18 protein-coding genes are annotated in these 14,497 nt (G+C 46.5%); 17 read left to right on the top strand and 1 reads right to left on the bottom strand.

Going from position 1 to position 14,497, the window contains the following annotated elements; genetic code table 11:
• Positions 1 to 14 precede the first annotated feature (14 nt).
• The 14 genes from bioB (at position 15) to ACXAH1_RS04835 (ending at position 10,857) form a co-directional block, all read left to right on the top strand.
• Positions 15 to 1,058, top strand: coding sequence for a biotin synthase BioB (gene bioB / locus ACXAH1_RS04900; RefSeq protein ID WP_046004389.1), 1,044 nt, complete (start codon positions 15 to 17; stop codon positions 1,056 to 1,058).
• The gene (locus ACXAH1_RS04895) at positions 1,059 to 2,192 is read left to right on the top strand and encodes an aminotransferase class I/II-fold pyridoxal phosphate-dependent enzyme (RefSeq protein WP_475194372.1); all 1,134 of its coding nucleotides are present in this window, start codon (positions 1,059 to 1,061) and stop codon (positions 2,190 to 2,192) included.
• Positions 2,189 to 2,944 (top strand): methyltransferase domain-containing protein, encoded by a 756-nt coding sequence (locus ACXAH1_RS04890; RefSeq protein ID WP_475194371.1) that lies wholly within the window; start codon positions 2,189 to 2,191, stop codon positions 2,942 to 2,944. The genes ACXAH1_RS04895 and ACXAH1_RS04890 overlap by 4 nt, the downstream gene beginning before the upstream one ends.
• Entirely contained in the window at positions 2,941 to 3,636 is a 696-nt protein-coding gene (gene bioD, locus ACXAH1_RS04885) for a dethiobiotin synthase (protein ID WP_475194370.1), read from the top strand. The genes ACXAH1_RS04890 and bioD overlap by 4 nt, the downstream gene beginning before the upstream one ends.
• A 5-nt stretch (positions 3,637 to 3,641) precedes the next feature.
• Positions 3,642 to 4,067, top strand: a complete 426-nt coding sequence (locus ACXAH1_RS04880; protein ID WP_475194368.1) for a hypothetical protein — start codon at positions 3,642 to 3,644, stop codon at positions 4,065 to 4,067.
• A gap of 4 nt (positions 4,068 to 4,071) precedes the next feature.
• Positions 4,072 to 4,317 carry a Rho-binding antiterminator gene (locus tag ACXAH1_RS04875; protein ID WP_475194367.1) on the top strand — a complete coding sequence of 82 codons (246 nt, stop codon included), beginning with the start codon at positions 4,072 to 4,074 and terminating at the stop codon, positions 4,315 to 4,317.
• A gap of 70 nt (positions 4,318 to 4,387) precedes the next feature.
• Entirely contained in the window at positions 4,388 to 4,606 is a 219-nt protein-coding gene (locus tag ACXAH1_RS04870; protein WP_046004394.1) for a DUF7661 family protein, read from the top strand.
• A gap of 175 nt (positions 4,607 to 4,781) precedes the next feature.
• Positions 4,782 to 6,770, top strand: coding sequence for a methyl-accepting chemotaxis protein (locus ACXAH1_RS04865; protein ID WP_475194365.1), 1,989 nt, complete (start codon positions 4,782 to 4,784; stop codon positions 6,768 to 6,770).
• 52 nt (positions 6,771 to 6,822) lie between these two features.
• Complete coding sequence (locus ACXAH1_RS04860; protein ID WP_475194362.1) at positions 6,823 to 7,170, top strand: 2OG-Fe(II) oxygenase; 348 nt, start codon at positions 6,823 to 6,825, stop codon at positions 7,168 to 7,170.
• A 121-nt stretch (positions 7,171 to 7,291) separates the two neighbouring features.
• Complete coding sequence (locus ACXAH1_RS04855) at positions 7,292 to 8,626, top strand: hypothetical protein (RefSeq protein WP_475194360.1); 1,335 nt, start codon at positions 7,292 to 7,294, stop codon at positions 8,624 to 8,626.
• An 80-nt stretch (positions 8,627 to 8,706) separates the two neighbouring features.
• Entirely contained in the window at positions 8,707 to 9,111 is a 405-nt protein-coding gene (locus ACXAH1_RS04850) for a DUF3574 domain-containing protein (protein ID WP_475194357.1), read from the top strand.
• 22 nt (positions 9,112 to 9,133) lie between these two features.
• Positions 9,134 to 9,709, top strand: coding sequence for a hypothetical protein (locus ACXAH1_RS04845; protein ID WP_475194356.1), 576 nt, complete (start codon positions 9,134 to 9,136; stop codon positions 9,707 to 9,709).
• Positions 9,710 to 10,067: 358 nt separating this feature from the next.
• Complete coding sequence (locus ACXAH1_RS04840) at positions 10,068 to 10,505, top strand: hypothetical protein (RefSeq protein WP_475194354.1); 438 nt, start codon at positions 10,068 to 10,070, stop codon at positions 10,503 to 10,505.
• Positions 10,498 to 10,857 (top strand): hypothetical protein, encoded by a 360-nt coding sequence (locus tag ACXAH1_RS04835; RefSeq protein ID WP_475194352.1) that lies wholly within the window; start codon positions 10,498 to 10,500, stop codon positions 10,855 to 10,857. The genes ACXAH1_RS04840 and ACXAH1_RS04835 overlap by 8 nt, the downstream gene beginning before the upstream one ends.
• 62 nt (positions 10,858 to 10,919) lie before the next feature.
• Here ACXAH1_RS04835 and ACXAH1_RS04830 read toward each other — a convergent pair whose 3' ends face one another.
• A complete protein-coding gene (locus ACXAH1_RS04830; RefSeq protein ID WP_054015048.1) occupies positions 10,920 to 11,123 on the bottom strand; it encodes a hypothetical protein in 204 nt (67 codons plus the stop codon).
• A 100-nt stretch (positions 11,124 to 11,223) separates the two neighbouring features.
• Between ACXAH1_RS04830 and ACXAH1_RS04825 the strand changes: the two genes are divergently transcribed.
• The 3 genes from ACXAH1_RS04825 (at position 11,224) to ACXAH1_RS04815 (ending at position 14,483) form a co-directional block, all read left to right on the top strand.
• Positions 11,224 to 11,757: a GNAT family N-acetyltransferase gene (locus ACXAH1_RS04825; RefSeq protein WP_475194350.1), complete on the top strand. Its 534-nt coding sequence runs from the start codon at positions 11,224 to 11,226 to the stop codon at positions 11,755 to 11,757.
• Positions 11,758 to 11,859: 102 nt separating this feature from the next.
• Positions 11,860 to 12,285 carry a hypothetical protein gene (locus tag ACXAH1_RS04820; RefSeq protein WP_475194349.1) on the top strand — a complete coding sequence of 142 codons (426 nt, stop codon included), beginning with the start codon at positions 11,860 to 11,862 and terminating at the stop codon, positions 12,283 to 12,285.
• A gap of 2 nt (positions 12,286 to 12,287) precedes the next feature.
• Positions 12,288 to 14,483 carry a tetratricopeptide repeat protein gene (locus ACXAH1_RS04815; protein WP_475194452.1) on the top strand — a complete coding sequence of 732 codons (2,196 nt, stop codon included), beginning with the start codon at positions 12,288 to 12,290 and terminating at the stop codon, positions 14,481 to 14,483.
• Positions 14,484 to 14,497: the final 14 nt, after the last annotated feature.

The raw sequence follows: 14,497 nt of genomic DNA, 5'->3' as shown, positions 1-14,497 counted from the left end.
AGAAGAGAATAATTATGGAATTGGGCACAGTACGTCACGATTGGACGCATAAAGAAGTTAAAGCACTATTTGAAATGCCATTCAATGATCTGTTGTTTCATGCTGCGAGCATCCACAGAAAAAACTTTAATCCCAATGAAGTACAGATCTCTACACTCTTATCGATAAAAACCGGTGCGTGTCCTGAAGACTGCAAGTACTGCCCCCAGTCGGGTCATTATAAAACCGACCTGGAGCGTGAACGCCTGATGGAAGTAGAAAAAGTGGTAGCTCAGGCCAAGGTGGCCAAAGAGAAAGGTGCAACGCGTTTTTGTATGGGCGCTGCCTGGTCTGATCCGAAAGATCGCGACATGCCTTATATCGAGAAAATGGTGCGTGAAGTCAGAGAGCTGGGCCTGGAGACCTGTATGACGCTCGGCAAGCTTGATAATGATAAAGCCCACGCACTCAGAGAAGCAGGCTTAGATTATTACAACCACAACCTGGATACATCGCCTGAGTACTACGAGCAGATCATCACTACGCGTACTTATCAGGATCGTCTCGATACACTCGATCATGTGCGTGATGCGGGTATGAAAGTTTGTTCCGGTGGTATTGTTGGTATGGGTGAGCAAGCTTCTGACCGTTATGGTCTGCTGATGCAGCTGGCTAACTTGCCAAAACAACCGGAAAGTGTGCCAATTAACATGCTGGTTAAAGTCGCGGGTACGCCACTTGAAGACGTAGAAGATCTGGACCACTTTGAGTTTATTCGCACCATTGCTGTTGCACGTATTATGATGCCTTACAGTTATGTGCGCTTGTCAGCGGGCCGTACTGCCATGAACGAGCAAATGCAGTCGATGTGTTTCTTTGCCGGTGCAAACTCGATTTTCTACGGCGACAAGCTATTAACCACAGAAAACCCGGAAGCCGATGCAGACATGAATCTGTTGAGAAAACTTGGTATGCAACCGGAGAAGCGTCAGGATTATTCAGACGAAGCCTATGAAGCGTCTCTGAATTCTGCCATTGCAGACAAAGCCACTTCTGAACTGTTTTACGAAGCCAACTAAATGGCCTTTGAGTTCATCGATGCGGCTCTGAATAGCAGAGCTGCTGCCTCTTTGTTGCGCCATCGTCAGTGCATTGATAAGGTCTCTGCCCGTGAAATTGAAGTTGATGGTAAGCGTTACCTCAACTTCGCCAGTAACGATTACCTGGCACTGGCCGACCAAACACTGAACCTGACAGGCCAACCCGGTAGTCGCAGCTCCGCACTGGTGACTGGGTTTCAGTCAGTGCATGCGGCATTTGAATCGCAGCTGTGTGAAGCCTTTGGTTATGACAAAGCATTGCTGTTTGCAAGTGGCTTTGCTGCCAATACCAGTGTGCTTCAGGCGTTATTTAATGACCCGGCTGTTGGGCGCGAGGCAGAGCTGTTTCAGGATAAACTCAACCACGCAAGCCTGCTCGATGGTGCGCTGCATAGTCAGGCCAAGCTGACCCGATTCAACCACAACGATGTGGGGCATTTGCGTGCCCGGCTAGAAAAATCTAAAGCAAAACATAAACTGATTGTGACGGAAGGCGTGTTCTCGATGGACGGCGACTGTGCGCCTTTAGCTGATATTGCTCAGCTTGCAAAAACCCATAACGCCTGGCTGATGGTCGATGACGCCCACGCGCTGGGCGTGGTAGGCGACAACGGGCTGGGCAGTATTGAACGTGGCGTAAAACCAGAACTTTTGGTGATCACCTTTGGCAAAGCCATGGCCTGTCAGGGGGCCGCAGTGTTATGCAGTGAACGGGTTCAGCAGTATTTATTACAGTTTAGCCGCGAATATATTTACTCAACCTCGATGTCGCCCATGCTGACCGACATCGCAAGCAGCCAGTTTGCTCAGTTACGCAATGCCGTTTCACAAAGAGCAGCATTAAAAAATAACATTGCCTATTTTACGCAAACCGCTGCGCAATTAGGCATTGCAGTGATGCCCTCAGATACAGCTATTCAGCCTATTGTGCTGGGCTCAGCAGACAACGCACTGGCGGCACAACAGCAGCTTAAAGAGCGGGGCATTTGGCTCACTGCCATTCGCCCACCCACTGTGCCACAAAACGCTGCCCGGCTGCGTGTGACGTTGACTGCTGCGCATACAACACAAGATATAAATGCGTTACTTAATGCACTTAAGGAGGCGATATGAGTGCGTCTGTTAAAGCGCAGGTCGCTTCACGTTTTTCTCGCGCGTCTCAGGTTTATGTACAGCATGCCAATGTCCAGCAACAAGCCGCGGAGATCCTGCTCAGGAAAATCACCCAACCCAGTACAACCTTGTTAGACCTGGGCGCCGGTCCTATGCAGCACTATGACGCGCTAAGTACACGCTGCGCTCAGCTGGTGGCGCTGGACCTCAGTGCCGGTATGTTAGAGCAGGGGCCTCAGGATGCTTTTAAAGTCTGTGCGGATATGGACAATTTGCCGCTGGCAGATAACTGTGTAGATGCCATTTTCAGCAACTTTGCTATGCAATGGAGTCAGGATCATCCGGCTTTGTTTAAGGCGCTCAATCGAATATTAAAACCCGGCGGCAAAGCCTATCTGAGTGTTGTTGCCGACGGTTCACTGTGCGAAATACAGCAGGCCTGGCAGAATGTTGATGCGCACTGCCATGTTAATCGGTTTACGTCTTTCGACAGTCTGCTTGCCTATGGCGAAGAGGCTGGGTTTGCGCTCGATGATGCCCAGCTGATGTGCCTTAAAGAAACCTTTGCAACTGCGCAGGCTGCTTTTAAATCTGTGAAAGCCATTGGTGCTAACCAGTTGCAACATGAAGGCCAGCGTCGTGGCTTGCTGGGCAAGACACAATATCGTAAATTACTGGCAGGATATCCACTTACCAATGGCCGTGCCCAGTTAAGTTATCAGGTTGCGTTTATGGAGCTGACTAAATTATGAGTGCATTTTTTATCACTGGCACAGACACCGAAGTGGGCAAGACCCATGTCTCTTCTTTGCTGCTAAAACTATTGGCCCAGCGGGGGAAAAAAGCAGTGGGCTTTAAACCATTGGCGGCAGGTGCCGAAGAAGCCTTTGGCCAGCTGGTTAATGAAGATGCACTAAGCCTGATGGAAGCGGCGTCAGTGCACGGTAAATACGAGCAGATCAATCCGTTTTGCTTTGAACCGCCCATTGCACCACATATCGCTGCCCAGCGTGCAGGTGTGACTATTAGCTGTGAAGCCTTAAGTGAAAGGTATCATGAGCTAAGCAGCTTAGGTGCTGAGTATACGCTGGTGGAAGGCGCCGGTGGCTGGGCGTTGCCGATCAACGATACTCAGTTTTTGTATGACTGGATTAAGCAAGAAGAATTGCCCGTGATCCTGGTGGTGGGTATGAAGCTTGGCTGTCTGAACCATGCATTTTTGACCGAGCAGGCAATAGCCGCCGCAGGGCTAAACTGTGTTGGTTGGGTGGCCAATCAGGTAGACCCCGAGATGCAGGAATACGACGCCAATCTGGAGACCTTAAAACAGCGGTTAAAAGCTCCATTGCTTGCTGTCGCACCATACAGCGAAGGCACACCCAAACTACAGATCCACAGTGCATTGCTTGATTTACTGGGTCTTCAGCACAGCGCCAAAGCGTGACCCGAGTGCGTCGTCAGCACCGTAGCGATAACTCAGTATTGTCTGTACTGAGCTATGCTGGCCTGAGTTTGGCATTCTTGCTATTGCTGTTCGTTACTCCGCGACAGGCGTCAACTCAGGCTCTTTCTGTTGTCAAAGGAAAAGCAATCAACCATTGCGACTATGGTTGTGCCCATGACAGAGCGATTAAAGTAAAATTGCTGGCGAGTGGCCATCTATACTTTATGTATGAGAAGGTCAGTTACCCTCTGAATGAGATCCGCGAGCTCGGTAAACTAGTAGATAAGTTGCGCATCGAAAACTCTACGGAAAGTGTTTGGTTGTACATATCACCAGACGCGTCAGTTGAAGATGTCATTACGGCGTCAAACTTGTTCAGACAGCACTCAGTGCACCAGATAGTCATGGGCACACTTGGAGCAGGAGAGTAAGCGTATGATCAGTTGCAGTGATTATGACTACTTTGAAATTGTTTGTATGTTTCGCTATCCGGTGACTCTGAGTCTGCGAAATGGTGAGCAAGTCTCGGGCATTGCCGCTGATCTCTGTCGTGATATGAACAGGGACGAATGTATTCAACTGACTGTTTCAGGCACAACCAGGCAAGTTCTGCTCACGCATATTACTAAGCTGACGGTGACCGTCGCCAACCCTCATTTTTATGAAAAACAATTTATTTAACCCATAGACTTTCTCGTTAAATTAATGAAAACTGTGTCTGAGCGTACCTACTTTGTTTTAAGGAGCATGCATGACACTCAGGTTCAACGTATTTGGCAAGCGCATGTCTGTGAGCCGTATTGGAGCACAATGGCAGTTGTTTATTGACTCAGATACAGGGATCCGAGCACGCGTGTACGATGTGGTGATCCCGCCTGAGCTTGATGACGGGGAGCTGGCGAAGTATCTGGATGATATTTATCATGAACTGTCTTGTGAACGTTACCCCAGAGTGACACAGGTTGATTAGGAGAACACTCAGGCAAAAGCCTGCCGCTCCCGTGCCTGCCACGCTAAGGCCACCCACCTAAGGTCGCAGTACAGTTATTGTTGATTTTGCAGATTTTTGACTATCTTTAGTATCAATAAGGATGGCCAGTCATGGTGTACAAGATTGGCGTCATTAAGTGATCACCGGAGAAATCATGAATCTGCTTAAGCGCTTTTCCATTATTCAATTATCCATTATCAGCTCTACCGCCTTACTTATTTTCATTTTAATCCTGCTTAGCAAAGTGGTTTACCAATATTGGCAGGATATTGAAGCCACCAAAAATGACATTGCCTACATAGGCTTGCTGGATGCGATGGAAAAAGTGGCACATCATCATGCTGTGGAGCGGGGTTTAACGGCTGGTTTTTTGGGTAATCCAAATGCCCAAACCCGACAAGCGGTTGCTGCACAAAGATTGAAAGCCGATGCTGCGGTTAATGCGCTGGCGGGGTTATACAACGGGGCGTTTAAAGAAGACGATAAAGTACAAAAGTGGCTACCGAACTTGTTTTCTTTGTTACGGGAAAAAGATGCGTTGCGTCGCGAGGTGGATCAGCAACAAGGTAAGAATGCCTTCAATTATTACAGTCACGTAAATCAGCTTGCGTTAAGTACTGCGATGCGCATGCAGGCCTATGTAACTAACCGCGAGTTGGCGTCGAATTTATCCATTGCTTTCTTAATGGCACAGAGCAAGGAGCGAAAAGGTCAGTTGCGAGGGAAAGTGAATGGCGTGCTGGCAAGGAAGTCGGTCAATGAAGCTGTGGCGCGGGATCTCGCTTATTACCAGCTACAGCTATCACTTCTGAAAGAGCAGCTAGAGACTGCGCTGTCTGGCGACGTACTGAATACGTATAAACGGATCATGTCTGACAGCCGTGCAAAAACACTGGATAGCGTTATCACGACGGTTTCGACGGCCGATAACGTCGATTTTTCGCGATTGCCCGATAGCAGCCAGTGGTTTGCCCAGGCAACAGGGCAAATTCAGGATGTAAAAGCATTACTCGACAGTCAGTGGGCACATACACGAGAAATCAGCGAGGCGTATAAAGCGGATCTGGTCAATCAAATGATCTGGCTGTTTGTATTATTTCTGATCTTTATGCTCATCATAATAGTGATCAACACGCATCTGTTTACGTCGTTGCGAGACGAGCTGAACGAATTGACCAGCATATTGACCAAAGTGGCGAATAACGGCGATCTCACTTTAGATGTAAGATTAAAAACCAGTGATGAACTGGGCAAAATATCGGAGTCCATTCACAATACGGTGTATGCCTTTAAAGATCTGTTGGTTGGGTTATCTAAGTCTATTAATGTAGGTACTAAACTGGGTAATCAGATGGAAAAAGCGGCCAGTCATGTCACGGAAGACGCTCAGCGCACGCAGAGCTTGGCAACGAATATTGCCGCGGCGATAGAGCAAATGGCCGCAACCAGTGAAGACATCGCCAAAGCGGCCTCAGATACGCTGACAGCCAGTGATCAGCTTAACGACGAATCTAAAAAGTTGCTGGAAGACAATCAGCGCAATCTGGATGCCATGAATGTGCTATCGCAAAACATGGAGCAGGTAAACGAAATGGCACTTAATATGGAGCAGCAGGTGGAGGAGATTAACACCATACTGGACTCTATTCGCAGCGTAGCTGATCAAACCAACTTGCTTGCCCTGAATGCTGCAATTGAAGCGGCCAGAGCGGGCGAACATGGCCGGGGTTTTGCGGTCGTTGCCGATGAAGTCAGAGGGCTTGCCAACAACAGTAAGGGGTCGTCAGAGCAGATCTCTACATTACTCAGCAATCTGAATGACATCAGTCGCAATGTGGTCAATGCCATTAAGGAAAACACCGGCCTGGCGAGCAGCATTATGAGTGAGGTAGAACAAACTCGCCAGGTTTCTATGCAGGTGAGCGATCACAGTAATCACGTAGAGCAACTGACTACCTCAGTGGCCACGGCGGCGCAGCAGCAGTCTGTGGTTGCACAGGATATCTCCAGTAATACCACCGCGGTATTAGATGCGGCAAATGAAGAACTTAAAACCTCTCAGGCACTGAAAAAACTCTTTGATGACATGAAACTAAACAGTGATACACTGCAACGCACTATGGACAATTTTAAAATCGACTAAAGGCGCAGTTTCAACAAGACGATCTCTGCGCAGGCGTTTAGAGAGTGCAGGTATGTTGAATAAGTTATGGCGCTGGGAAGCGGGAAGGCAAGACTCGGGCTACGATAAAATGCTGTTATGCGGCGCAATCTGGCCCATTAAATTCGACTGCTACCTGATCCACTTCCCGGTGGGCAGTGAAATTAAACAACATGTGGATCAGGTCGACTCTGGCAAACATTACCGGCTCAATATTATCCTCAAACACGCTAAACAAGGTGGAGAATTTATCTGCCAAAATACCCTTGTTAACTGGGCAAGGGTTAAACTATTCAGACCCGACATAGAAGCCCATGCCGTGAGTAAAGTTACGCAAGGTAGCCGCTATGTGTTAAGTGTTGGTTGGGTGAGAGCACATTGATATGGCAATAGTTTATTGGTTATGACTCTAAGCTGGACAAGCTCGATTGAAATTACTTCACCATCAAAGTAATTCATGTTGTGATAATAAGAACTAGGTACAAAATCGAAATTGACTCGAAATGATAAATATATTTAGAACTAAGAAAAGTGCCCAAAAAGAGTGGAAAGTAAAAACACTGGATTTTGCTAAAAAGGTAAATCTGTATGTGGAAAAAGGGTTGAAGTATGGCTGGGAAGAGGCAGGTTCAGTACCTGAGGACAACGGACGGGAAAAGTTAGTTTCCTATTTGCTGAAAGAAATAAGGGAAGCAAATACAAACGGTGATATAACTAAGCTAAGAGAAAATTGGCCTTTGGCTCATAGCCCGATGATCCCCGAGCTGGAATCAAATGGGCAAAGTATTCCTGTTGTTGCCATCCTCGATGACGAACGGGTTGTCGCCAGAATTGGTGCCTTTTATGAAGAAGGGTATGTGGTAGAAATCGATGACTTGTCCGTTAAACCCATAGACGGTATCCGTTATTTCGGTAGGAGTCCGAATAAAAAGCTTTTCGCCTACTGCAAGGATAATGGTGTTTCGGTGACCGAAGGTTGGCTGGGACGGGAAGTGTCATTTTTCTCCTACCCAACGGGTCTTGAAAGTGTACCACCACAGTTTGATGTTAAAGCGTTTGAAACGCCACCAAGGCCTTCACAGTTGATTCCGTTTCCAGACGGTAATAAGGTGTTATTTGTAAGCTCGCAAGGAATTTTTGTTTTAAGTCATAATGAGAATATTCGTTTGTTACCAACAAAAGAAGACTTAGTCCGTCATTTTGAATGGATGCAAACAGAGCTACCAGAACGTGAGTTGACCGTGGACTTGAGCATGGCGCATGGAGCTATTTCTCCAGATGGGAGGTTTATTGCGATAGGTGAGCAATACAGTACGCATAGAATTTTGGATGCAAATTACAACCTCATTGGTGATATTGGAAATCTCAGTGAATACGCGCATTATGCAATTTTTAGTAAACACTCTGACATGATCGCGTTGAACTCTTGTCACTTCTACAATGGCATTACGATTGGTTTCTCAACTAGCCATTTGCCCGATTTTAAAACTGAACCATACGAAGATAATGAAGACACGCCTGTTCTCCAAGATGGAGCAAGAGTATACGCAGGCGTTCACAGGCACAATGAATTTATAATTGGCGATGCTTATGGCTACTTGAGGGCGTTTAGTGAAAACGGTGAACTACATTGGCAGCATTACATCGGTGCTAATATTGGTGACATTGATATATCATCAGACGAATCTAAGCTAGTCTGTTCTACCTGTGCCGGGTATATCTCTATTATTGAGTTGGATACGGGCAAGCGAAAAGAATATGAAATAGGTACTGGCGGGCACACAGAGTGCCGACGCTGGTTGTTCTGGAAAAATGAAGATAAGCCTCTTGCGTGGTAGATATAGTTCTCAAATTAGGACTCTGGAAAATCTATCTCATACATTTACCGAATAAGAATCTACAATCAACGGCGTGAATAATGATGAAAGTGCTTTGTTCCTTTTTTATCTTAATAGTCATTCTTTTTGGCACATTCCCTTCCTATGCAGATGAAGTTTATCGGCTCAGGCTGTTCTTTGGCCTGTCATTGCCAGGTGGCGGTGGTGTTTCTCTGGAGCAATGGCAGGCGTTTCAAAACGATGAGATAGTAAAGACGTTTGACGGTTTTAATGTTGTTGATTCGGTTGGTTATTACAAAGGTAAACCAGAGCGCTCTAAAGTGGTGACCGTGATAGTGGACGAGCAGGGCGTTGAAAAGGCCAAGATGCTGGCGTCTTTATATGCCCGCCGTTTTGGCCAGGAGTCGGTAATGCTGGTAAAAGTACCGGTTGCTGAGTGGGATTTTATCGGGCCAGATTATAAAAGCGCTACGAACGGGCAATAGTTTAGGATATGAGTGAAAAGGAATGAAATATTTACGATCTTGCTTTAAGCGCTTTGTTGCTCTGATGAAGCTTACGATGCTTATTAGTTTTGCCCTCTGGTCCGCTCAGTCATACAGCCAAAGAGAAATCAGTATCGAGGCTTCTTTAACAATAGAGCCAACGTATCTTGAGGAAAGTCTGGTACAGGGGCGAGAGGTTGTTAACCAGATGGTTAAATCGGGCGTTTTCTCACCAGAGCCACAAGGAAGGTTTGAATATCTTAATTTCCACTTTCCTGAAAAAGAAACGCGTGTGTTAGGGTATCAGCTTGTTTATTTTAACTTCGAATATGCCGATAAGTATATAGGGTGCTGTATAAACCCTGGTGCTGCGGTTGTTCTCAGGCTCCCTTCAAATGAAGATGATGCCTATTTGCAAAAATTTGCAAAGCTCAACTACTGCAATATCTCAAGAGGCAATCACATTTATATGCCAAGGGAAATACAAAAGATGATCGTCAAGCTCGGAATCCCTACTGTGAAACTGGTAGAGTTATCTTGCAAAGAGCGCGATAGGCATGAGCTTGAGGAAGAAATTATGGCTCACGAGGTACGATAAGCTATGAAGGTTCCTTTAGCGTTAATTTTTTTATCAATATCATCGGCGTCGTATGCTGAAACTTTGGTTACGGCTAAGTATGAAGCAACAGTAACAAGGTTATGTGAAGAGACCGATGTTATGTGTGACAACGTTGTATTAAACTTAATACATAATCTCAAAGGCGAGAAATTGCGGCTCGGCGGTAAAACATTACACAAAAACTGTCTTATCCCAGGTTCTGAATGCAGATTTGTCGGGTATGAATTTGAAGGGAAGCAGCTAGTCTACACACTCTTAACTGATGGTATGTTTCAAATCACCAATCAAAATGGCGAATTAGTATATTCAGAGAAAGGGAATTGGCTATAGGTTTATTATGATTAGCATGAGTATTGAGAGTGCTACTTTATTGATAAAAATTGGCGGCGTACTCTTTTTAGTAATGCCGTTATTTATTCTGTTTTTTAAAGGAGTGAGGCTAAAACCATTGCAAGTACTGACCAAATACCTCCTTTGTGTTGTATTAATGTATCTGGTTATAGCTGTACCTTTATACAATTTAAATTATCAGCTGGATTTAATAGTTGTACAATTAGACAGAGATAGCGATGGTTCAATCAGTCTTATTGAAGAGTCAACCTGGACTGAAGAGGAAATAAAAGCGAGAAAGATGCGAGTTGCCGATGGCGGCAGAAATGTGGTTGGCTACTTGTTAACGCCTTATCTTGCAGCGGCCTATAGCGCGGTCGTGTTTCTGTTTAGCTACGTTTGCATATGGTTCTTCAGGAAGATCAAAGTGCGATTTTATGCCTAGCACATTAATGCATAAAAAATTCTACCTTCTGGCACTTATGTGTGCGCTCTGTCAATCTACATCGGTAGCAGCAAACCCGTGTAAAAATGTATCTGGTACATTATCGGTTTGGAACGGACACCCTCCGAGTTTAAGGATATCGGATACAGCGGATGGCAATATATATGGTGTTGAAGAAGCGGGAGAAGGGCCAAGCCCAGAGGCGTTACCTACAGGGCTTTATGCACGCATTTTATCGGGCGAAAATCACATCACAGCCACTTTCTGCCTGGACATACTGAAAGAAAATCGTCGCGTTGTATACGAAGGGTTGGAAATCAGATTAATGAGAATTACCAGTTATACAGAATGAAGATATTCGGTATGTAGCGGCGTATCTTTCTTAGTTAATATTGTGCGGGTGAGCTGATGAGCTCACCCTTGCTCTTTCTCTCTTGCCTGATAATTTGGCAGCAGTTCTTCGACAATGGTCTTTGCGGGGATGGTGTAGCGGACGCCACTGAACATTACTGAGGTGTTTTCTTCAATACCGGTTATCCCGGTCAGTGTCCAGCCTTCGCCTTTTTCCGGGCACCATACTTTAGTGGTGGGGGGAATGACAATATACTCTTCGCTCATCTTAACGACTCCTGACGGCTGTTACTTAAGGCCCGATAGTTTATACTAATTTAGCGAAAAAGAGAGGGCTTTATTAAAAGCTTTTGGATGATGGAACCCGATGCAAATTAAAACCCCCAGATTACTGCTAAGGCCCGTGAATTATCGTGATGTACCAGCGCTGGCAGCGCTGCTAAACGACCCCTTGGTAAGCCAATACAATGATTATGGCGATAAGCTGACCCAGCCAGAAGTCAGGGCGATGTTGCAGGCTGATCTTGAAGAGCTCTACGAAGGGCGAGGCGGGCGTTTTGCGATACAATACGAAGGAGAACTCATAGGTACGCTCGGGTTGTACGATTACGACGTCAATACAAAGCACATTCATCTTGGAATTGAGCTCGCTCCCCGATTTTGGCGTCAGGGTCTGGCCTCTGAGGCACTCAGAGCGGCTTTGAATGCTTTGGATAAACTGGTGCCTGATTGCGAGGTTTCCCGGGTTGTTGGCAAGGTTTCAGAGGAAAACACCGGCTGTCAGCGTTTATTGCTGGGGTGTGGATTTAAGCAAATAAGTTGCGGGCGACTATGCGTTTTTGAGCTGCACACGAGCCAATTGCCCGTTGCTTTGTATACGGATCAGGTCAGTTTAATCTGATTCCTCTTAGTCTTGTGGTGCGAAAAAACGTTCACATTGAATTATGCTGAGTTTTGCTGGTACTCTTGTAGTACTAACGCTCTAAATCAGCAAGGAAAAAAGATGGAAGTAGGCTCTGTGATCACGGCCGCCCTGGTTGGCAATTTTGCATTTGATATCGTAAAAACCTATGCTCAAGTCACCTCTCAGTTTTTGAAAAAAGCGGCCGAAGGCAGCGCTTATGAATGGCTGTTTGAAGCGAAAACTTCAGACAAAATCGCCGCACGGGTTAACGAGCTCAGTTATATTGATGGTGAAACTAAGGGTGCGTATTGTCAGCGCCTGGCGCAGGATGAAATGTTGCAAAGCTTGTTATCTGGCCAAGCCGCGCAAGTGTCCCATGGTGAGCGGGCAATTAACCAGTCCGGTAAATCTAACATTGCTAACTCCGGGGATATAGATACTCAGGTTAACAGTACAGGCTCCGGAGCCACTTATATTAACTCCACAATACATACCGGCGGAGATACACCGGCAAAAAAAGGTTAAACCTGCCGGAGAAGTTTGACGCTCTGGTAGGTCGTGAAGCCATAGTCGAGCAAATTATCACAAGCCTTTTTGAGCATAATCGCAGTACGCAGATATTGCTGAGCGGGCTGGGTGGTATAGGGAAAACCTACATCTGCCGTGAGGTAGTCCATCGTTGCCTGCAAAGTGAACATTTTCACGATTTGGTCTGGTTGAACGCGCAAAGCGGTCTGGAGCAGGAGTTAAAGAGTGCGGTAGCCAGCTATTTTAATGTTGATGTGTCCGACGGTGCGCAGTGGCTCAGCCAGCTGGTAAACCGGTTTAACCAGAGTACCTCACCTTCGGTGTTGTTTATCGACAACCTGGATAACCAGCAAGACAATCACGCGATTCTGAGTGCGCTGCGTAGAACCAAGTGGCACATAGTTGCAACCTCACGTCACAAGCCAACAGGCTTTGAAGCAATCATTCCGGTTAAGCCGTTGTCTTATGATGAATGCATTGATCTGTTTATCTATCATTATGATCAGGGTGAGTTAGATGATGAGCGCATTCAGATTGGCCGGATTGTGGAATATTGCGGCCGCCATACACTGCTGTTTACCCTGTGGGCTAAGGTTGCTGCCAGTGAGGGCATAGAGCTGGACGAACTAGAAGCCGAGGTAGGTAAGAGTGAGTTTGATTTATCCGGGCTAAGCGATGAGCCAATTGAAGCATTGCACAGCGGCACTGAGTTTGCGGACAGGCGTCAGTTTCAGATACATCAGCACCTGTCCCGACTGTTCGATTTTAGTGATGTTGCTGCGGATGAGCTGGACATACTGCGTATCCTGGCAGTCCTGCCCAGTGAACAATACAAGGGAGACTGGTTACGCCAGTGGTTTAACGTAACACGTAATAAGCCCTTTATTTCACTAGCTAAGCAAGGGTGGTTGGAGCGTGATGGCAATGTGTTTTTTCTGCATCCGGCCATAGCCTATATGGTAAAGGAAAAGGTCCGGCTAAATCACAAGCGGTTTGCAGACTTTGCAACCGCGTTTGATGATTTTGTTACCCCTGAAATGACGGGTCACTGGATAGAGTCCGCCCCCTGGCTGACACATTTAAGCGCCTTACTCAATGAGAAAGCGCTGCCAGAAGTACAACAATGCAAAGTTCAGGCTACTTTGGGCTGCTTACTCGAATCTCAGGGTAATTATAGAAATGCTTTGTCTTTGTATAAAGATACTCTTGCAGTCAGCGAGCGCGTGTTAGGCCTGGAGCACCCGCATACACTGAGTTCAAAAAATAATCTGGCGTATCTGTATAAATCAATGGGCAGCTATGAGCAAGCTTTACCTTTATACGAAGAGACGCTAGCAGTCAGCGAGCGGGTACTTGGCCCGGAGCACCTGGATGCGTTGAGTTTGAAGAACAATCTGGCGTGTCTGTATGAATCAATGGGGCGTTATGACCAAGCCTTGCCCTTGTATGAAGAGACTTTGGCAGTTAGCAAGCGCGTATTGGGCCCGGAGCATCCGGATACACTAGGGTCGAAAAATAATCTAGCGACCCTGTTTAAATCAATGGGGGATTATGGCCAAGCCCTGCCCTTATACGAAGAGACACTGATCGTCAGTGAGCGGGTGTTGGGTCCGGAGCACCCGAGTACGCTGAGATTGAAAAACAATTTAGCGGGGCTGTCTGAATCAATGGGAGATTATGACCAAGCCCAGCCCCTATACGAAGAGACTCTGGTAGTCAGAGCGCGTGTTTTCGGACTTGAGCATCCGGATACGCTCACTTCGAAAAATAATCTGGCGAGCCTGTTTGAATCGATGGGGGATTATGAGCAAGCACAGCCCTTATACGAAGAGACATTGGCAGTCAGAGAGCGTGTTTTCGGACTTGAGCATCCGGATACGCTCACTTCGAAAAATAATCTGGCGAGCTTGTATGAATCAATGGGGAAGTATGGCCAAGCCTTGCCTTTGTACGAAGAAACGCTGGCTGTCAGAGAGCGCGTGTTGGGCCCGGAACACCCGGATACACTGAAGTCGAAAAATAATCTGGCTTACCTCTATACATCACAGGGTAAGTATAAAGAGGCATTGTCGTTATTAGAGGAAGCATTTGTTGGTAGTAAAAAGACCTTGGGTGAGGATCACCCGATCACGCAAGCATTTGAGGACAATCTGAACACGTTGAAAGCCATGCTAAACAACCCATCCCAAAAATAAAAATACCCGGCTAT

This window comes from Pseudoalteromonas sp. AWH4_217 (assembly GCF_056161105.1).
Note: the sequence above shows the minus strand (reverse complement) of the source record. Positions and strands in the feature narration are given on the sequence as shown.